Here is a 19,357-nt window from a genome sequence, read left to right on the forward strand (position 1 = left end):
GCTGCGGCTTAACGAAAAGGCCGTGGCAGTCATTTGGCATTCATGGAGGATTCTGATCGATGGCACGCGTGGGTTTGATACTGACACCCGGTTTTGCGGACTGGGAATATGCTTTCATCGCTGGAACTGCGTCCCCTTTTTACGGGATCGACGTCAGGTTTTTCGCTCCTGCTACGGGGCAGTTCCGTTCCCAGGGTGGATTGGCCGTAACGGTTGATAGCAATTTGCATGAATGCCTGGACTGGAAACCGGACGTTGTCGTGGTCATTGGTGGAATGGTCTGGGAACGTGCAGAAGCGCCCGATATTGGCGATTTTCTTCAGGCGAGTCGATCACGTGGAGCGACAATTGCCGGTATCTGCGGAGGAACGCTGGCACTGGCCAGGGCTGGGCTTCTCGACACGGTTCCTCATACCTCGAACAGCGCCGACTTCTTGCAAAAGAATGCCGTGGGTTATGAAGGCAATGAGTTTTATCGAAGCAGCCCAGTAGCTGTGGTTGCGGACCGCATCATCACGGCTCCAGGCCCTGCTCCCGTGAGCTTCACCTGCGCAGTGTTCGAAGGTGCCGGGTTATCTTCAGAGATCATTGCTCAGTTCAGATCGATGTTGGCAGCGGAACATGGGTAAGCGCTTCGCCCCACGTGAGCGTCTGTCAAAGTCACGTGCCCGACCCGGCCGGATTTGTTTTATGGAAGTAAAAGTAAATCCCCCTTTTCCACCACTTTTCCCACAGGCATGCTCGGCACATTAAGCCCGACTTTCACACGGTCCAGCGCCACGATTGTCTTGAACCAGGTAACGTTGGAATTTTCGGCAAACAATCGCCGCGCCAACGCCTGGTATTCGTTCATGCTGGCAACGGTTAATACCAGGACGAAATCCACTTCGCCGGTGACGTAGTAGCACTGCTGAACTTCGGGCACCGCGAAGTGTGCCTTCATCGCCTCCAGTGCCTCGATGCTGGTGCGCTCTGCCATCACTTCCACAATGATCGTGATCGGCCGTCCTACGGCGGTGGGATCCACGATGGCTACGTTGCCCGTGATGACGCCCCCCGCTTCCATCCGCTTGATGCGACGCTGAACGGCGGCCGTGGAAAGATTGACCTGCTCAGCCATGAGGCGCAGCGGCATCGTGTTGTCGCGCTGGACGAGGTCCAGGATGGCCCGGTCGAACTTGTCCAACGATTCAAGTGCTGCGTCGTTTTTGGCCATGGTAAACCCGTGAGAAATTTTCTCGAAAACTAACAGAAAACCGCACCCCTTTATCTAGCCAAGAGAAATATTATCTTGCCAGCAGTCTGCGTACGCAGCCTTAGTCGCAACACACACAGGATATTATTGGCATGCTCGCACTGTTCCATCTTTCCCCTGTCCTGTTGGTGACAGCCATGCTCGTGGTGCTGCGCCGGCCACCCGTGCACGCCGCCATTGCAGGCACTGCATTAGTCATGGTGCTCTGGCTCGCCGGTGCTGCTGACGCGTGGCGCCTAGGCAGTATGGTGGCCGCTGCTCAAGATACGGCCGTGCTGTTTGCAAGTACGGCTTTCGTGATCGTTCCAGGTCTGGTCTTCGTGATTTTTATCGAGCGCATGGGCGTGAACCTGGCGCTTAGCCAATGGGTGCGGTCGCTGGGGCTTGGACGCGGCGATCAAGTCGTGTTTATCGTTCTTGGACTGGCACCGTTGCTCGAAGCGATGACCGGCTTCGGCGTGTCGTTGATCGCCACGGTGCCCCTGCTGCTCAGTCTCTTCGAACGTCGGGTCGCGCTACGAATAGCACTGACCGGCATGGCAATCATGCCCTGGGGAACGCTGGGCCTGGCATCGGTCATTGGTGCTTCGTTGGTTCACCTGGACGCACCCACGCTGGCGTCGACCTCGGCACTGACCAGCGCACCGGTTTTTTTGGTCCTCAGTGCAATCGCGCTATTTCTTGCAGGCGTTCGTGACTCGCGGGAATGGAGGGCGCTGGGCGCTTTCTGGCTGCTGTTTGTGGGCGTGCTTTACAGTGCCAGTCGGTGGCTGGGGCCGGAAGTGGCCGGCGTGGCCGCGGGCCTGGTGACGGCCGCAGCGGTACTCTCTGCGGGGCTGTGGCGCTTGCGCCGCAACGATAGCGAGCGCGGTACGGTGCAATGGCCGCGCCAGGCATGGCCGTATCTGGTGCTGATTGTCTGCATTGTCGCGTTGAAGATGGTGTGGGCGATCACCTCTTGGCAGGATCACTGGCTTGTACAGGGCGCCCAGGTCACCTGGAAGCCACTCGCCTCACCAGGCCTGGCACTGGTTCTGGTGCTGATCGGGCTAGGGTTTCACACACGCCACACCCAACACCAGACAGCACTCGACGTCAGCATGCCTGCTGCGTTGGTGGCGCGGGCGAAGCGACCACTGTTGACCATTTTCTTCTTCCTCGCGATGTCGCAGATGATGGTGAAGGCCGGCTTCCTCGCGGGTTTGATGCAACTGCTGGCGGGCCTGTCGCCCGCCGCCGCGACGTCGCTGGTTGCCCTGTTTGGCGCGCTGTCAGGCTACATGACCGGGTCGAATGTTGGCGGCAATGCGATCTTCATGCCGGCCATCGCGATGTTGCCCGAATCCTCTCGCCTGTTGCTGGCTGCCGTCCAGAACAGCTCGGCCGGGCATGCTGCGCTGGGCTCGCTGTCGGTTGTCATGCTGATCCTGGGACTTGCCAAGACCCAGGCCAAGGAGGAAGGCGAACTGGTAAGGTTTGGCTTCACGCTGGTCTGTCTCAATACCGCGTTAGTCGCGTTGGGCGCGGCGGTGCTGAGTGGATGGTTTGGATAGCGGGGTATTGGCAGATGGGCACCCCTTTCTGCCATTGTTCGAGTCCCCTTTTTTCTCTTTCCCAAGAGTTTCTGACTTAACTATCCTACGCCCCCACCCCAAACGGATTCGCCACGATGTATCTGCGTTCAAGCGTGTTGTGCCTGTGCCTTTTCAGCAGCCTGAGCCAGGCCGCTGTTAACTGTTCGGCCCTGGCGGAAAAGATCTCCGGAACGGTGCCTGAGTTTCATCCGTCAGTGCAAGGCAAGGTCATTGGCACCGGGCGCCTGCATTTCCACGAAGCGCCGGATGAAGCCTGTGCCAATAAGAAGATTTTCGTCATACCCGGCGACTCTCTCACCGTTTACTCCAGCCTTGAAGACGAATCATGGCTGGAAGTGAACTTCATCGCCAAGAGCGGCGACGACTATACCGGTTGGGTAAAGGCTGATCGGGTCGAGATTGGCGCACCTTATGGGGCACCAGCGGAGGATGCCGACGATGAGCCGGCGGGTGATGCCCAATAATTGTCTTTTTCATTTTTGAAGCGCAGGAGAAACGATGACGGGTTCGCCAGAAGAGAACGGTCAATTCCCGGCCAGCACACCCGGCGACCTAGACGTGGCTGATGGCACGGGTTTCGACGCCTGGGCTCGCGTCTGGGCGGAGCTTGGCGTCGGATGCGCGTCACGAGAGGCGTACGAAGAACTCATTCGGCATTACTGCGAGCCCCACCGCGCCTACCACAACCTCCAGCATCTGAAGGAATGCCTTCAAGTGCGCCGATTCGTCAACGCGGCCTGCCAGGCCCCCGCCGAAATCGACCTCGCGCTGTGGTTCCATGACGCGATCTACGACCCCCTTCGCAGCGACAACGAGCTGCGCAGTGCGCAATGGTTGGACGACGTGGCACGTGATAGCGGCCTGGGCGATGAAACGCGACGCAGGCTTTACGACCTGATCATGGTGACGCGACACGATGGCGCCCCGAAGTCGGCAGACGAAGCGGTGTTGGTGGACACGGATCTGGCGATCCTTGGAGCGTCGTTCGAACGGTTCGAGGAATACGACCAACAAATTCGCCACGAGTACCAGTTTGTGCCTCTGCCTGTGTACCGCCAAAAGCGGCGCCAGGTCCTGGAGGGATTCCAGGCGCGCGGGCGGATCTATACGACCGCAGCGTACTTCGACGCATTCGAGCAGCAGGCACACGCAAATCTTGCACGCGTCATCGGCCGCCTCGACTGAGGACTGGATTCAAGCGGCGAAGGGATAACTTACTCCCCTGACTGCACTCGCTTCATCGCTTCGAGAAGCAGGCCCTCAAAGTACTCGCTCCCATCTCGTTCCTGCTCTTTTTAGCGGCCAATACAGTTACCGTCAGTTTGCCCGCGCCGAGAGTCGTATCGTGCTAGATCTACCCGGTTGCCTGCACTTGAGCATCACGCTGCGTCAATGCCTGTTGCAACCGCCAAACCACCGCTACACCAGGACAATACGTTTCAGCTTGGCGTTCAGTGCGGCGAACGCCGCTTCGGTACTGGCCTTGTGGTTGGTGATGAGCACGTCGATGCGTTCTGGCGGGCAGAAAGCGACGCGGCTCTCCACGCCAATCTTGCTGTAATCGGCGAGGATGACTACGCCTTCGGCATTGTCGGCCATGGCGCGCGCCACTTCGGCTTCGCGGTGGTCGTAGTTGCTGGCACCGCGCTGGGCGTCGATGCCGACCGGCGACAACAGCGCCAGGTCGGCTCGATAGCGGGCAATTTCCGCCACCGTGGTGCTGCCGACCGTCGCCGGCGCACGATCGTCGAGTGAACCGCCCAGTACGAGCACCTCGTTATGCCGACCGCCCGACGCAGCGGGGTTGCGCAGTTGCAGTGCCACGTTGAACGAGTTGGTGATCACGGTCAGCCCTCCCAGCTTGGCCAGCTCTTCGGCAAGGATGACGGTGGTGGTGCCCGCGTCGATGAACACTGTCTGCCCATGTGACAGCAGACTGACTGCGGCGCGCGCGAGGTCACGCTTGAACTTGACGTTGCTTTGCGCCCGCTCGGCGATGGGCGCTTCGTCCTCGACGCGGATGGCGCCGCCGTGTATCCGCTTCAACTCTCCCTGTTCTTCCAGAGCGACCAGGTCGCGCCGCACTGTCTCGCGAGAAACATTCAGGTCCGTGACGATGCGGTCGGTGGTGACGCGCTGCAAGGTCGATAGCAGTGCGCGGATCCGCTGGTAACGCTCTTCTTGCCACATACCGTGTGTCCCTGCTGTTCGAGCACGCATTGTGGAGGGGCGTCAGTCGCTGTCAAGTTTGGCGCGGCCCCAGGATCAATGCGCTGACACGGTTTGCGCGGCATGCTTGTGTAATATTGAGGCAATATTGTTTTTTTGTGTATTTGGAGCTAGCCTCGTGGCCGGACGGTCTCTTCCCCTCGTCCGTATTTCGAAACACGCTTTCGCCATCGCCTCGGTTGCAACCTCTCGTCTAGAAGTAGGAGCTATGCCATGCAGCGTCGCCAGTTTCTGAACACCCTCGCCACCGTTTCCGTCGTCTCTCCACTGTTGTTGTCATCCCGCATAACGCAAGCCGCCACGCCTGCGGCCACACCGAGTGCACTGGACCCAGCGCGCTGGTCGCCGCTTAACCAAAAGCGTCTGCAAGCAGTGATCGATCAGCACGGCGTAAAAAGCGCGTCCTACCGTCCTGACCAGCGCCCATACGCGGTGTTCGACTGGGACAACACCTGCATCATGAACGACTGTGAAGAAGCGCTGCTGGTCTACCAGATCAATCATTTGCAGTACAAGCTGACACCTGATGAGTTCGCTGCCGTGGTGCGTCAGGACGTGCCGAACGGCGCGTTCATGAAGGACTACACCACGGTGGACGGCAAGCCGGTCAAGATGGAAGACATCGCCAGCGATGTGGAAGCGGATTACCGCTGGTTGCACGCCAACTACAAGGGGCTCGCTGGCGACAAGAGCCTGGAAGAGATCCAGACCAGCGAGCAGTACAAGGATTTTCTCGCCAAGCTCTACTTCATGTACGACGCGATCTGCGAAAGTTACCCGGTGGAGATCGGCTACAAGTGGATTCTGTATTTCTACAAGAACATGACCACGGCTGAGTTGCAGGCGATGGCCGAGGCTTCCAACAACTACGCCATCGGCGACGCGCTGCGCAAGGTCAAGTACGAGAGTTCGCGCACATTACCGGGCAGGGCCGGGGTGGTGGCCGATACCCACTTCCATGGCATTCGTATCCATGAGGAGATTCGCGGCCTGATGCACACGCTGCGCGCCAACGGCATCGACGTCTATATCAGCACCGCCTCGATCGACGATGTGGTACGCGTATTCGCGGGCAATCCTCATTACGGATACGGCGTGCCGCCTGAGAACGTGATCGGCCTGCGCATGGCGATGGAAGACGGCAAGTACACCACTCGTTATCAGCCAGACTGGCACTTCAATTACGGTCCGGGCAAGACCGTCGGCATCAAGAACGTAATGGTTAAACAGAAGGGCTATGGCCCGGTGTTGGTGGCTGGCGACAGCGATGGCGATGCCTGGATGCTGCGCGACTTCAACGATACGGCGGTGGGGGTGATCGTCAACCGCATGAAGAAGGGCGAGATCGGCGCCGACAGCCAGCAGGCCGCTACCCAACTGGGCAAGCCGGACGCCCGCTTCGTCCTGCAGGGGCGCGACGAGCACACCGGCCTGATGATTCCAGACGAGAAATCGCTCAAGTACGGTAAAGACGAGCTTAAGCTGCTGGCTTGATGGCACGGGCTCGCGGGTGGCCGGCGGCCATCCGCGAGCAGCAGTGCAACTCGCCTTGTATCTGCGGGAATGATGATTCTGCGTCGGAAAATCGCTACCACTGCCGGCCCGAGGGAGTCTGTAAGTAGGACACTACCTTGGGGCTGGCACACTCGTCCCGTCCCGCACCTGCATCAGCGCAAACCCCAGCAGATTCAAGCCTTTCCACAGATTAGGATTGTTCGCATCCGCGTTGTCCTGTGCGAGCCCTATACCCCAGATGTTATCAACCGGGCTGGCTTCGACAATAACGCTCGAACCAGTTTGTAGAAGGTATTCGTGCAACTGCGGATTCTGAGAGAACTTGGCCTGGTTCGCTCGAACGACGATGTCGTATCGGTGTTGCAGCCAAACCTTATCATTGAAGCCGCGCACGTTGCGGCCCAGTGCTTTGGCGGCATTAGGAGTAGGAGCGTGGAGCACCTGCGCACGAATGTCCTGATCGCCGAACAAGGCCGCTTTCTCGGCCATCATGAAGTGTTCGGCTGTCGGGTAATGTTGCCCCTCGACAATGAACCCGGCCTCGAACCATTGGCTGAAGCACGAAGCCGTAACGGCAATTTTGCTGCGCTGGTGCCCCCAGAAAAACGTAAACGTCAGATGTTCTCCAGAGTTGAAACGGACGCACAGTTCTTTCACATGTTCAGAGTCGTTCAATGAGATGTCCTTGCTGACTGAAGATCGAAGTTACAGCTACTGTGCTGACCAAGGCCGCTTCGTGTCTATAGCGCCCACTTGCATCGCTCATAGCTTACGAAATGGTGGCGACGGCTTGGGAAGTAGAGGTAAACAGCCTCCAGGGAACAAGACCGGAATTCATCCACCCAATCAGTCTTCAGATCAACCGATCCACAACCCTCGTATTCCACAATTCCCGATACCGCTCCCGCCACCCCGGACTGCCCTTATCCAACCACTCCAACGTCGCCTCGATACTCTCAGGGCTGATCATGAAGTGATTGATATGCTCCTCGATCCGCTCTTGCGATAAATGCAGCGAATCCAGATAGCCATTGAAAGAATCCGCCAGCACCACGTACTCATCGCCCTGCTGACGGCGACCGGTCCAGGCAGGCAAGCCCGCGACCATCGCCGCCACGTCCTGGCGCCCTTCCCGCAGGTCCAGCAGCAAGATACTCGCGCCGCCGTCGCGACCGATCGGCAGCAATCCCGTTGCGGGGAAGCCGGGCTGGGCCCGCAGTTGCTCCAGTTCGAAGGGGTTGGATTCATACTCTTTGTCCGGGTCCAGCCCGTACAGCGAAAAACTAAGCAGTTCCTCGTCGCCATTGGCCAGGGTCGCCAGCACATCGTATTCCACGTAGGCGCCGTTGCAGGTCTTGAGGAACTGGCGATAGTCGTCCGGCAAGCGAGCCCCCAGGCTGCTTTCCAGTTGCGTGATGGCACGCTCGGTGGCGCCTTCACGGGTGTCTTCGAGGATGAGTCCGCGGTAGTCAGTCATTGATGTCTCGAAAAGGTATTGGGTCCTGAAGGTCTTGAAACACGCCGCGCCGCACAATCAGTCCGACACGTCGATAACAAGTGCTCCGCTCACTCGCTGGCCAGATGTCTCTCGATCAGCCTCGCCGCCTCATCTGCGTGAGTAAAGCCCAGGCTGTGATCGGCGCCAGGGAAAACGTGCAGTTCAGCACGGGGCAATAGTTGGGCAAGGTACTGGCCGACGCGAACGGGGCTGATCGGATCAGCGTCGCCCCAGAGCAGCAGGACCGGCATGCGCAACTCGACCAAGCGGGACGTGAGGTCAGTGCGGTCGTCGAGAAACCAACTCGGCAGCGTCGAGTTGGCCGCCGCAAAATCCGGGCGCCAGTCCTGCGCGCCCAGCGCCGACATGTCCACCCCGCCCGAGGTGACGGTCAGCACCAGGTGGGTGATCAGCTCAGGGCATTCAAGTGCTGCGAGCACAGCGACGATACCGCCCATGGATTGCGCCACCAGCGCTGTGGGTCGGTCGATCTCGGCCAGCACACGCGCCACCAGGTCACTCATGCCGGTCACGTCAGGCACGGGCGGCGTGTCTCCAAAGCCGGGCCAGCCGATGTGTACTTGCTGCGCCGGGTGGGCCAAGCGCTCGGCGACCGGACGCCAGAACTGGGTGTTGCCTGAGGCGCCGGGCAGGAAGATGAGTTTGGAGGGGGATGCGGTCACGGGTTCGTCCTTGAAGATGGGGTTGAAAGAGTCAGCAGGAGGCCAAAGGGATACCGCCAGGTTCTATGATCGCTTCGGAACGAGAGCTGTCATCCATAGCTACCCTTCGTGAAAGAGAGATCGTGGACGACAGCAGCCATTGCGGCTTTCGTTTTGGTCAGTGAGGCCGAATCCTTCTATGCTCAGCCATTATGCGCAAGGAATTACCTTGATGGGTTACCTGATTCGAAACGCTATGGCTGCCGATGCCCCGGCCATCAGTCAAACGATCATCAATGCTCTGCGCCAGTCCAATGCCCAAGACTACTCATCCGAAATTATCGATCAAGTGGCGCAAAGTTTTTCTCCCTTGGCAATTCTTCAATTGTTGGCTCAACGTCAGGTACTCGTAGCAATAGTCGACAATCATATTGTTGCAACGGCGAGTCTTGATCAGGACGTTGTCCGAAGCGTGTTTGTCGAGCCGAGCTATCAAGGGCAGGGTCTCGGGAGACACCTGATGGAGCGGCTTCAATCGATCGCCATAGATGCAGGTCTGAACCTGCTACGGGTTCCCTCTTCAATCACCGCAGAAGGCTTTTATGCTTCGCTTGGCTTTATAAAAGTCAGGGATGAGTTTCACAAATCTGAGCGCACGATCATCATGACGAAAATCTTGGACCTGTAGCACTGCAGCGACCCATCGGCATCGGGGACAGACCACGATATTGATGACGCTGATAATCCGTAAGGCGTCGCTGCTGCCCTTCGAGACAGACTGAGATCGGCCAGAAGCGGACCATCGAAGATATCCGCGTTGATAGATATATTGATAACGTGTGTAATTGCGTCGTCACTCGCCTACTGTTCAATAATATGCACCTCAGCGCACTCACCTTTGCTCGAATGAACCGCCCAGGTTCCTCATCGGACGGGTGTACCTCCACTGAGCGTACCTACCTGGACTTTCGCATCAACGGGCGTTCCGTTCTGGATCTCCTTACGACGGCTGACGGTGGTCACTCTGATTTCATGACTCGCTTTGTCGGAGGCTTTCCCCAGCAAAGCCAAACATTTGTCGCCAGCCTTCTAGTCTGCGACCTACCCAGAGGGGGGGATGCCCGAGTCGTCATTTATATCTGCCCGGAGTGCGGAGACATTGGATGCGGAGCTTACTCTGTCGAGATTCACATGAGTGATACCCGCATTGTCTGGGATTCATTTGCTTATGAGAACGGGTATGAAGCCCCCCGCCCAATTTACGACGTCGGGCCGTTCGTGTTCAACACTGACGAGTACAAGCGGGTCATCATCGGAGCACCAGAACTGTGCTGAGGGACTTCTCTTGGATATCGACAGGTTACTGAAAAAGCGGCAACTGAACGTTCAAGAACAGAATACGATCACTGCACATGAAATCGCGATGACCGCTAGCGTTTGGCGGGACCGGGAAATTCCTGCTTGCCTGGCCGAGTACGCCGAAGAACAAGGTGTAGTCTGGTCAGATACCATCGTCCTCGAATTGGAAATAGATTTTCCCGGCATGCCCCGCCTATTCGGGCTACTGCTCACTCAATCCGAACGATTCATTGCGTTCGAGATTGACACCGATATCGCACACCGAAAGCTTCAAACGGTGGAGCGCTGGGAGGACATCTCTGCTCATCAGGACTACTCAGTGTCGAAGAGAGGTGTGAGAAAAGGATTCGCAGCTATAGCACTGGACGTAAGGCGGCAACTCATTGCGCTGCCGCAAGACTCCGCCATCCGACACACAACTTGATATCGCATGAGGTCTTTGACCGAAGTGAGTCTAGGGGCCCGCTTTCAGCCGATCGTGTTGAAAAAGTCGGTTTTTCCAGGCTGCCCGCGTATTGACTGCTGAAAACGCCTTTCTTGCGCGCAGCTACGTGAAATCTGAGCCCCACCTTACTCAAAATAAAAAGTTCAATCTCAGGCGCGTACTTTTCTGCAGTGAAAACGGTGGCCGACTTTTTCAACAGAATCGGCCAGAGGCGGTCAGTGGATTTAGGGTGCTTGCGCCTCTAGTTGTAGCTTTGTAGGATCCTGCGAGCGCACCGACAATAGCGGTTCACATGGACAGCACGTCAAGTCTGGAAATCGAGGGCGTTGATTTAAATTCCAGACTGCGATTGCGCTGCTATCAGATATGGAGATTCTTCTACTTTGAATTATGGACAAGCTGTTGCAGTCGTCGAAGCCTTTCAAAATCTTGCACACAGAATTGACATTGAATTTCCAGAGCGCCTCGCAGCACTCATGGGAATAGCGCATACACCCCCTTCAAAGGCTGCACTGAGTAGCCTTGTAGATTTTCACTGGCTCGATGCCGAAGAAGCCGAACGAGAAATCAATGAGTGGCTTAACCCTGATGACCAACAAGGTCGAACCTTTCTTCCCTTTGCGGCTACAGGCGGCGGTGAGCCTTACTGCCTGGTTCGATTGGAAAACGGGACTTCGGGGATTGCTCAGGTACTTCATTTTGCCCAGCCATCTCCACTTGCCCATGCCGACATCTCGTCGTTCGTGACAAGGGAATACGTGCGCGTCGCTACGGACTTATCTTGGCTACCGCCTCAGATGGACTTCAGTATCGCACTGAAAAGTGAAGTGGCATTGATCGAAACGGCTCTACTACCCGCAGACTATGCGTTTCTTGAGGCCCTGTTTAGTCGACAGTGTGTCGCCATAAATTACCAGGCTGGCGCTCGAGGCATCTCGAAAATTGTCAAAGCCTTCATCTCTCAAGAAGAAGAGGAATCGTTAGCCGCCCGACTACGCCATCCCAACCCAACCGAGTTCGAAGCTCTTCGTGCTTGGATGCGCTGATGTGTTTCCACTAGGAACCAAGCCAGTGCCGGCCAACACTCACCACTTGCCAATATCCGTTTTGGGTTGTTGCTCGTCCCAATAGACAACAATCGGCCAAGAGCGCTCATTCCACAAGCGCTTCGAAACGCACCCTGAGAGGGGCGCCTTCCCCTATTCAGTGGGGCGTATTCGAGTTGAGCCAATGGACAGCAATGTGGATATCGGAACAGACCTTATGAGCCAGCGTTACACAACCAAGGTAGAGCAGCTGTGGACGGTCAAGGCTAAATAATATGTACGATTCATCTACGACCTTGTGCAAGCGCTAGGTGCAAAAACGATAAGAAGGCGCCGAACCGCATCAAAGCACCGCAAACACCTATTCACACGAAATTTTTCAGGTATATAATCTCGCAAACCGAAACCTGAGCACGACTAAATGACCCCCAACCCAGATGCTATCGCCGCTTTGCTAATCGCCAACGTTCCGCGTGACCTTGTGATGGGTGTCGAAGACGCCTTCGCCGCCGGTGCGCTACAAGCCTTCGGGTTGACGAAAGAGGTCAGTAAAAAGCAGCGGAAAACTGCGCTGGGGTACATGCGGCACATCCAGATGAACGAGCGCTTCAGTGATTTGCTGGAAGCATCCAACGCTGAGCTGATTTCCTCCCAAGGCAACCGCGTGATCGTGGGCGAGGCTGGGATGTTCAAATTTGCGCGCTTGAACATGAGTACGACGAACTGGAATCGCCCCACTCGTAGCACCATCCGACGTTCGCTGGCTGAAGCGAATGAAGCCATGAGCCAACTGGTGCAGCCGTCTCTTTTTGGGCCACAGGATGTGACCTCGGGGGCGTTTTTCTTCGTCGCACGCTTCAGTGGATCACTGCATCACCATCCCGAGAAGCCACTGCAGATCTACATCGCAGTGCCCAATCCGAAAATGGACGGGTGGCTGTTTCGGGAACCTTTGTGCCAGTTCCTGGATCGCTATGAGGCGGCTCCGAAACAGGCCGACAACGCAACAGTAAAACTCAAAACGGGCTTCATCGAGCTCGGAGGACAGGAAGAAACATGAGCCGGGGCATTACAGATTTTCAGCCAGGTCGATTGATTCAAGCATTGGCTGCCCGCGCGCTTTCGCAAGTACAACTCGCTGCCATGGTCGGCGTATCGCCGGCCACGATCAGCAAGTGGAAGTCTGGGCAGCAGGCACCCGAAGCGGAGGCGCTAAATAGCCTCTCCAAGGTCATCAATGTCAGCCCTGAATGGTTCACCCGTCCTCTTCCTAAGAAAGGGTCGCTGCCTCTTTTCCGAAGCAATGCGTCTGCGCACGTCTCTGCGAGGGCGATGCTGGAAGCCCGGCTAGAATGGACGCAGGACATCGTCTTGGCGATGAACGAATTCGTGGACTTTCCGGACGTAAATCTTCCGGTCAGATCGTTCATCGATCCTCAGCAAATCGCCAATTCCGACATCGAAGAAGCGGCCAGTGAATGCAGAGACTTCTGGAGTCTTGGCCGTCGTGCAATTCCTGATTTGGCACTGGCTGTGGAGGGTGCCGGCGTTATCGTAGTACGGGAAGAAACAGGTATCGCGCCGATCGAAGGCCTTTCTGCATGGAGCTACGAACTTCAACGGCCACTGATACTTCTGTCAGCCGATAAAGGTAATGGATTTCGCAGTCGATTTGACTTGGCGCACGAGCTCGGCCACCTCATCCTTCACAAAGGCATAGACCGCTCAACCGATCCCGAGCGCTACAAGTTGATGGAGTCACAGGCTCACCGGTTCGCCGGAGCTTTCCTACTGCCAGCAGAATCGTTTGCAGCCGATGTGAGGACTCCGGTCACACTTGATAGCCTACTATTGCTCAAGCAGCGCTGGGGCGTCTCCGTTGCGGCCATGATCATGCGCCTCGAAGCGCTCAAGATCATAGATGCTGACGAAAAACTTGTTTTGTTCAAGCGCCGCTCTGCCAGATGGGGAGCTAAATCAGAGCCAGGTGATGATGCACGCGCGCCTGAACAACCTCGGCTACTCAAGCGCACCATTGAGTTGTTGTCGTCTTCTGGGGTTATGCCGATCGAGTCGGTATCGAGCTATATCGGTTTGGCTGCAAATGATGTCGAAAAGCTGGCGGGCTTGCCGGAGCGTTATCTGTCGGGGAAGGCTTCTGTTTTCCATCTAGCGAAGCTTAAGTCCATGGTGAGCGGCGACTCGGCGGTTAAGTCTGACGACAGTGCTGTAGTGCTCCCCTTCAATCGGGGTAAATGATTCAAATCCGCCGCTAGACGAACGCCCACTGTTGGGCGCTCGTGTCATTGTTTGAAATTCTGACCAGGTTATTGCATATGTTGGCCAAGAAGCCTGCGGACTAGAGACGCTGGGGTTACGTCATGCGTGTGATTTGCAAGAAACGGGCTCCAGCGCTCCAATCCCCACCAGGGCCAAGCTGATGAAGAGATAGGTAAACGACGACATGGGCTTCACGATGGATCTAGATAAAATGCAACAGAATGCTCGGCACGCCGCTGCCGCGAATATTTTTGCGACCATGTCGTCGGAAGAAAAAAGTGAGCAGCTTCTTGCGCAAATTCGAGCGCAGACCGATGCTCAGATTGAGCTCACCGCCCGCATCGAAGGCATACCCGCCGAGCAGATGGACATCTATCGTGCCATGATCCGAGGTGAAGATAACGCCTTCATCCAAGAGGCAACCAGCGTCGACGGTCTGCTGCATCCGGGGGACATTATCCTGTGCACAGGTAGTACGTTTGGCGCAAAAGTCATCACGAAAGGGCAAAAGTATGCTTACGAGCACGCTCGCTCAAGCCATGTGGCGCTGATTCATGCGGACTATGTTTGCATTGATGCCATGCCAGGCGCCGGCGTGTCTAATCGGCTGATTTCCGAAGTCTTGACCGATGTGAAACCAGACTGGCGGGTGATCCGCTGTAAAAAGCTAGTTCCTGAGCACACCGATGCTGTCTACCGGGCCTGCGCGTTCTACCTCGCTCAACCCTACAAGATCCTCCCAGCTAAAAAGCCGATGAAGGCGGCAGCCTATTGCTCCGAGCTCGCACGCAAGGTTTTCTTGCACACGGGCATCACCGGCATCGGAATCCCCAATGACAGCGTTCTGAGCCCAGGGCGGTTTGATGCATTGGCCGACAATCACTCTGAATGGGACGATGTCACCGAGCATGTTAGACCGGCGATCGGGTTCTGCATGAAGTACCCCCAACTCATGAAGGGTGCCTCACGGCTGATGATCGAAGGGCTAAAGTTGAATCGAAAGCGCTTTGAGGAGCGTAGGGAGCAAGTCAAAGAGATCCAGCGTCTGGCAAGCAAGAAACTGATCAATAAGGATAAAGCCAAAGAGCTCGTGAAGAAGATCCGGGACATCGAAAACAACATGAATCACGCGTTTTGGGATCATTCTAAGTAAGCATGGCCGGTCGAGCCGAGCCCTCATCTCACCGTAGGGTCTAGGTGAATTCGCCGGACACTTGCTGTCAAGGCACGCAAGCCCAAGGGTCAGCGGGACAGATGCGGCAAGGCCTCCGGGGGGTTCGACGCAAATCATCTGAGGCCGAAGAGAACGGTCGAGTGGCTAGGTGGCTTCCACGCTTCATAATGGCACTGTAGAATCAATCGTGAAGGGGTGGGTATTTCCTCTCGTGCGAACGAGGGCGGTTCTGATAATTAACAGCTTCGGCTGTTGGGTTTCGGCCCACTGATCCCTACGGGATGTTCAACGGTACTCAAATCCCCCACCCCTTCACCCCTTTCTATGGAGAGATGTGCGTGAAAAAGGACAGCGTCTGGTTCACTTACAAGGCACGCATTCAGGCTCATAAGCGCCTGGAGTGGCTAGACTTTCACTCGCAACTCTTGCTGGTATGGTACGCGATCCTCAGCACAGCGCTGGGTGTGCTGACAATCAGACACAGCACTATCCTTGGCCCCGATACAGATGTCGTTGCGACGATCCTTTCGGTTGCTCTGCTCGGCATTTCGCTTGCGGTTGCGAACCGTGACTTTCGAGGCCGAGCAATGCTAATGCGCACCAACTATCTGGAGCTGCAGAAGCTCCATCGGGGACTGCCTGATGGCTCACCGACCGCTATATCCCCTGCGCCAACGCCGGCACAGGTCACCAGATATGACGAACTGTTGGCTGAATCGGAAAATCATCGGGAAATCGATGATCGGATCGCACGCGTTTTTGCCAGCGGCCTCACCACTCGAATGCCCACAGGCTTTGAATACATTGCTGCCATATTTTGGCTGACGATGCGATTACTGATCACAGCGTTGCTCTATGCACTCCCGGTACTGGCAGGCCTCTACTCTTTCTGGAACAAGCCATGAGCGCGGCGAGAAGCTTTAAAAAGGTATTTACCCGAAAGCGTCTCCAGGAAATCTACACCGATAAAATCAAAAACTCCGGGGCCATCGGCCTCGACCGAATGCGTCCGGCTAACCTCGATAAGCAGTTAAGCGCGGAGCTTGATCACATCATTGAGAAGGTTCACCAGGGTGAATATCGCTTCACTGCCTACAAGGAAAAACTGATTCTCAAGGGGGCCTCGTCGCCGCCTCGGCAGATATCCATTCCAACCGCCAGAGACAGGATCGTCCTACGTGCGTTGTGCAATTGCCTATCTGACGTTTTCCCCATGGCGAAACTCACCCTCCCCCAGACCGTCATCGATTCCCTGAAAACTGCGCTCCATTCCGGCGTGTATGCCGAATACGCCAAAATTGATCTTAAAAGCTTCTACCCATCCATTCCTCACGAATTGGTCGCCGCCGCCACGCGAAAAAAAATTCAGAAACCCGAGTTCAGACAGCTGATTACCGACGCGCTCACAACGCCCACGGTTCCTGAATCCAGGGGAAGTAAAGGAGCCGATCGTCCTACAGTCGGAGTTCCGCAAGGCCTCGCGATTTCAAATGTGCTCGCGGAGATTGCGCTGCAAGGCATTGATACCCTCTTCGAGTCTCGGACGGGGATTTGGTACAAGCGTTACGTTGACGACATCCTGATCTTGGGGCCGGCAGGAGTGGCGCGCTCTACGGCTAATGAGCTCATCGCAGAATTGAAGGCCTTGAAGCTCAATCCGCACGACTTCGAACCGGGATCGAAGTCCAAGGTAGAGAGCTTAACCGACCCCTTCAGCTTTCTGGGGTACCAGATCGAGGGCGGCCAGGTGCTCATTCGCCACGAGAGTATTCTCAGATTCGAGTCATCGATCGCCAAAATCTTCACGGCATACCGGCACAAACTGACGACAGCCCGACGTCCTGCTGATAAGGAGCGCGCCCTGGCCTACTGCCAGTGGAAGCTAAACCTGAGGATTACTGGCTGCATATTCAAAGGCAAGCGCCTCGGCTGGGCTGCCTATTTCTGCCAAATCACCACGACTTCCCAGCTGCGTGCCATCAATCACACGGTCAGGAAGCTCACAGACCGCTTTTGCCCAAGCGGTGAGATCCATCCGAAGTCTCTGATCAAGACTTTCTACGAGCTGCAGCGGGGCATGAAAGCGAATAACGGATACATACCGAACCTCGATGCTCTCACGATCAGCCAGAAGCGCGAGAAACTTGCCATGTGGCTTGGCGATGACGCGCTGAAGCTGAGCGACGCGGAGGTGGAACGCAGGTTTGAAATCAAAGCCAGCAAGGCTGTGCGAGAGCTAGAAGAGGATATCGCTCAAACCTCCTGACCACGCTAGCCGCTGGAGAGATTAGGTGTCGATACCGGGGCCTGGATCAAAGTTTCGCACTGGCGGCAGGGCCAGTTTCCGCGCACATGCTGTTCGACGGTGAACACACCGGGCGTGTAATCGAGCTTCTCGCTGGTGTCCTCGCCGATGCGCTGAAGCTGGCAGCCGCAGGCGCACTGGGTGTTGTCCGGCTCGTGGCGGATCACGGTGCGCGGGAACTGCGCAGGCAGCGGAGCACACTTGGGCTTCTCACGTGGCTCGGCCCGTGCAGGTGACGGATTGACCGCCTTTAGCTCGGCTTCGATGGCCGCAAGATCGGTATCGAGCAGATCGTCGAGGAGGCTGCCTTAGTCAGGGCTCAGCTGTTCACTGGGCCTGGCAAACTTGTGCCGCTTGAGGATTGCGATCAATCTTACTTCTCTGGTTTGCATGGCTTGAATCACTCGTCATTCCTTAAACGCTGTGAACGCTGCCATTCGCCCCCAGTATTAGCAATGTTCTTGCCCGCGGAAGATGTAGGTGGTGGCCCTGCTGATTTGTAAGACGTACAGCTCGGACGCTTACGATTATGGCAACGTCCTACATATGATTGGGAATCCCCTTCCCTATCAATCCCTTGCGTATTTTTTACTGTGGCGACTATAGTCTTGGCGTCGCCCAAATGGCGGCCGGGTTTGGCGACCCGATTGACACAAGTGCAACGGTGCTTTCTGCTGTGGCAGAAGCACCCTTGTGCTCACAGAAACTGCTTTATGGCAGCTGTGCGCGGGAGACCTTCGGGTCTGCCGGCTCCTTGTGTCTCCGGTTCGCCAACCTGCGTACAGCTGTCACCCTTTGTTTGGCGACAAAGCGTGACAGTTCATTCATGACACAAGGAATAGATATGAACCGATATATGGGCCTTACCAGCAACGCCGACGACCAACCCCTCTACGTCGATACCACCGCGCCGCTACACATCCTGCTCGACTCAGCCGCCTACCGAATCCGTGCCGCTACCCAGTTCCTGGAAAATTTGGCGATGCGCGATGAACAGACCATCGACCCCGCGACCTTGCAGGATCTGGCACAACTTTGCTGCATCCCCCTGCGTGATGGGTGCGACGTGATGGATGTGATTGCACGACGATTGGATGCGGCCCCGGCAGGTTCCACTCTATAAGCCTGCCAGCCGACAACCTGTGGCGAGGGAGCTTGCTCCCGCTGGGCTGCGGAGCAGCCCCTTTTGTGAGCGCTTCGCACTCAAGCGGGAGCAAGCTCCCTCGCCACGCATTCATCGCTCTTAAGTGCGCATTACAGAGCTGTAGGTAGAGAGCTTTCCAATGACCCAAACAGCTACTGATAGCGGTCCGAAAGCTTGCTAAAGCCCACGATGGAAGCTTCGTATCGGGGCGCTTTTGGCTGGATGCTATCTAGGGCAAAGAATTGCTTCGCCCCATGGACCAGAAAGAGGTATCACTTATGCGTTAGAGTCTTGAGCAGCACGAAAAGCCCAGTCACGCGCAACTTTCAATCCAAACTCGTCACTCAAGAAATTACTGTTGGTAGTAAAGCTCTCGAGCCTCCTCTCTCAGACGTATAGCTTTTTCGTGATTGGTTTCGCTACCCTTATTCTTGATCACCGTCACGCCCGGAACTTTCGGTTTCAGGCTGTCGAGGTATTCCTCCTGAGCCCTTAAGCGTCGCTTGATACGACCATCCCTTGTATCTTCATCAGCGGAATCCCGAACTACAGTCGACGAGTTAGCAGGCAAATTCCGATCTACGCGTTGGATTTTTCGTTGCTCAGATGATGGTTTGATGGGCTCCCCCATGTTGTTGATTTTCAGCTCCTGTAGTTCTGCGCTCCCGCTTGCGGTTCCGCACCCGAAGTTCGAGAAAACCACGTGACCATCCGGGGTCGTGCATTTGTACACATCCGCAGCTTGGACAATGGAGCTACAAAGGACCGCGAGTGCCAAGTGCGAAGTCCATTTCATGACTCACTCCCAAAAAGACTAGACGACACAGTGATCTGCTGTGACGCTCCCAGT

General features: G+C 56.3%; 21 protein-coding genes and 1 pseudogene. 15 read left to right on the plus strand and 7 right to left on the minus strand.

The window, feature by feature from the left end; translation table 11 throughout:
• The first annotated feature begins 59 nt into the window (after window positions 1-59).
• Window positions 60-629, plus strand: a complete 570-nt coding sequence (locus tag QMK47_RS20230; RefSeq protein ID WP_320389225.1) for a DJ-1/PfpI family protein — start codon at window positions 60-62, stop codon at window positions 627-629.
• Window positions 630-688: 59 nt separating this feature from the next.
• Here the strand turns inward: QMK47_RS20230 and QMK47_RS20235 are convergent, their stop codons facing one another.
• Entirely contained in the window at window positions 689-1,216 is a 528-nt protein-coding gene (locus QMK47_RS20235; RefSeq protein WP_320389226.1) for an Lrp/AsnC family transcriptional regulator, read from the minus strand.
• 131 nt (window positions 1,217-1,347) lie between these two features.
• Here QMK47_RS20235 and QMK47_RS20240 point away from each other — a divergent pair, with 131 nt between their 5' ends.
• The 3 genes from QMK47_RS20240 to QMK47_RS20250 all read left to right on the plus strand — a co-directional run bounded on the left by QMK47_RS20240 (window position 1,348) and on the right by QMK47_RS20250 (window position 4,035).
• The gene (locus QMK47_RS20240) at window positions 1,348-2,808 is read left to right on the plus strand and encodes an L-lactate permease (protein WP_258688925.1); all 1,461 of its coding nucleotides are present in this window, start codon (window positions 1,348-1,350) and stop codon (window positions 2,806-2,808) included.
• A 116-nt stretch (window positions 2,809-2,924) separates the two neighbouring features.
• Window positions 2,925-3,314: a hypothetical protein gene (locus QMK47_RS20245; RefSeq protein WP_214509769.1), complete on the plus strand. Its 390-nt coding sequence runs from the start codon at window positions 2,925-2,927 to the stop codon at window positions 3,312-3,314.
• 34 nt (window positions 3,315-3,348) lie between these two features.
• Window positions 3,349-4,035, plus strand: coding sequence for a hypothetical protein (locus QMK47_RS20250; protein WP_320389227.1), 687 nt, complete (start codon window positions 3,349-3,351; stop codon window positions 4,033-4,035).
• Window positions 4,036-4,269: 234 nt separating this feature from the next.
• On the opposite strand, the gene QMK47_RS20255 is transcribed toward QMK47_RS20250, so the two are convergent.
• Window positions 4,270-5,040: a DeoR/GlpR family DNA-binding transcription regulator gene (locus QMK47_RS20255; RefSeq protein ID WP_018613693.1), complete on the minus strand. Its 771-nt coding sequence runs from the start codon at window positions 5,038-5,040 to the stop codon at window positions 4,270-4,272.
• A gap of 252 nt (window positions 5,041-5,292) precedes the next feature.
• On the opposite strand from QMK47_RS20255, the gene QMK47_RS20260 reads away from it, so the two are divergent.
• Entirely contained in the window at window positions 5,293-6,573 is a 1,281-nt protein-coding gene (locus QMK47_RS20260; RefSeq protein WP_320389228.1) for an HAD family hydrolase, read from the plus strand.
• A 132-nt stretch (window positions 6,574-6,705) separates the two neighbouring features.
• Here the strand turns inward: QMK47_RS20260 and QMK47_RS20265 are convergent, their stop codons facing one another.
• The 3 genes from QMK47_RS20265 to QMK47_RS20275 all read right to left on the minus strand — a co-directional run bounded on the left by QMK47_RS20265 (window position 6,706) and on the right by QMK47_RS20275 (window position 8,775).
• Window positions 6,706-7,269, minus strand: a complete 564-nt coding sequence (locus QMK47_RS20265; RefSeq protein ID WP_320389229.1) for an NADAR family protein — start codon at window positions 7,267-7,269, stop codon at window positions 6,706-6,708.
• A 178-nt stretch (window positions 7,270-7,447) separates the two neighbouring features.
• Window positions 7,448-8,071 (minus strand): SMI1/KNR4 family protein, encoded by a 624-nt coding sequence (locus QMK47_RS20270; protein WP_320389230.1) that lies wholly within the window; start codon window positions 8,069-8,071, stop codon window positions 7,448-7,450.
• A gap of 89 nt (window positions 8,072-8,160) precedes the next feature.
• Window positions 8,161-8,775 (minus strand): alpha/beta fold hydrolase, encoded by a 615-nt coding sequence (locus QMK47_RS20275; RefSeq protein ID WP_320389231.1) that lies wholly within the window; start codon window positions 8,773-8,775, stop codon window positions 8,161-8,163.
• A gap of 211 nt (window positions 8,776-8,986) precedes the next feature.
• Between QMK47_RS20275 and QMK47_RS20280 the strand changes: the two genes are divergently transcribed.
• The 9 genes from QMK47_RS20280 (at window position 8,987) to QMK47_RS20320 (ending at window position 17,324) form a co-directional block, all read left to right on the plus strand.
• Entirely contained in the window at window positions 8,987-9,442 is a 456-nt protein-coding gene (locus QMK47_RS20280; RefSeq protein WP_320389232.1) for a GNAT family N-acetyltransferase, read from the plus strand.
• Between the two features lie 503 nt (window positions 9,443-9,945).
• Window positions 9,946-10,089: a hypothetical protein gene (locus tag QMK47_RS20285; protein ID WP_320389233.1), complete on the plus strand. Its 144-nt coding sequence runs from the start codon at window positions 9,946-9,948 to the stop codon at window positions 10,087-10,089.
• 10 nt (window positions 10,090-10,099) lie between these two features.
• Complete coding sequence (locus tag QMK47_RS20290; protein WP_320389234.1) at window positions 10,100-10,537, plus strand: hypothetical protein; 438 nt, start codon at window positions 10,100-10,102, stop codon at window positions 10,535-10,537.
• Window positions 10,538-10,941: 404 nt separating this feature from the next.
• Window positions 10,942-11,604 (plus strand): hypothetical protein, encoded by a 663-nt coding sequence (locus QMK47_RS20295; protein ID WP_320389235.1) that lies wholly within the window; start codon window positions 10,942-10,944, stop codon window positions 11,602-11,604.
• A gap of 421 nt (window positions 11,605-12,025) precedes the next feature.
• Window positions 12,026-12,664 carry a hypothetical protein gene (locus QMK47_RS20300; RefSeq protein WP_320389236.1) on the plus strand — a complete coding sequence of 213 codons (639 nt, stop codon included), beginning with the start codon at window positions 12,026-12,028 and terminating at the stop codon, window positions 12,662-12,664.
• The gene (locus QMK47_RS20305; protein WP_320389237.1) at window positions 12,661-13,863 is read left to right on the plus strand and encodes an XRE family transcriptional regulator; all 1,203 of its coding nucleotides are present in this window, start codon (window positions 12,661-12,663) and stop codon (window positions 13,861-13,863) included. Before QMK47_RS20300 ends, QMK47_RS20305 begins: the two co-directional genes overlap by 4 nt.
• A gap of 205 nt (window positions 13,864-14,068) precedes the next feature.
• Window positions 14,069-15,037, plus strand: coding sequence for a hypothetical protein (locus QMK47_RS20310; protein WP_320389238.1), 969 nt, complete (start codon window positions 14,069-14,071; stop codon window positions 15,035-15,037).
• A 359-nt stretch (window positions 15,038-15,396) separates the two neighbouring features.
• Window positions 15,397-15,963 (plus strand): SLATT domain-containing protein, encoded by a 567-nt coding sequence (locus tag QMK47_RS20315; RefSeq protein ID WP_320389239.1) that lies wholly within the window; start codon window positions 15,397-15,399, stop codon window positions 15,961-15,963.
• Window positions 15,960-17,324 (plus strand): reverse transcriptase domain-containing protein, encoded by a 1,365-nt coding sequence (locus QMK47_RS20320; RefSeq protein ID WP_320389240.1) that lies wholly within the window; start codon window positions 15,960-15,962, stop codon window positions 17,322-17,324. The genes QMK47_RS20315 and QMK47_RS20320 overlap by 4 nt, the downstream gene beginning before the upstream one ends.
• An 8-nt stretch (window positions 17,325-17,332) precedes the next feature.
• Here the strand turns inward: QMK47_RS20320 and QMK47_RS20325 are convergent.
• A pseudogene (locus QMK47_RS20325) lies at window positions 17,333-17,731 on the minus strand (IS66 family transposase zinc-finger binding domain-containing protein); the annotation flags it as partial.
• 476 nt (window positions 17,732-18,207) lie between these two features.
• Between QMK47_RS20325 and QMK47_RS20330 the strand changes: the two are divergent.
• On the plus strand, window positions 18,208-18,486 hold the full coding sequence (locus QMK47_RS20330; RefSeq protein ID WP_053180799.1) for a hypothetical protein: 279 nt from the start codon (window positions 18,208-18,210) through the stop codon (window positions 18,484-18,486).
• 373 nt (window positions 18,487-18,859) lie between these two features.
• Here QMK47_RS20330 and QMK47_RS20335 read toward each other — a convergent pair whose 3' ends face one another.
• A complete protein-coding gene (locus QMK47_RS20335) occupies window positions 18,860-19,303 on the minus strand; it encodes a DUF4124 domain-containing protein (RefSeq protein WP_320389241.1) in 444 nt (147 codons plus the stop codon).
• Window positions 19,304-19,357 lie beyond the last annotated feature (54 nt).

The organism is Pseudomonas sp. P9_35 (genome assembly GCF_034008205.1).
Classification (GTDB): domain Bacteria; phylum Pseudomonadota; class Gammaproteobacteria; order Pseudomonadales; family Pseudomonadaceae; genus Aquipseudomonas; species Aquipseudomonas kilonensis.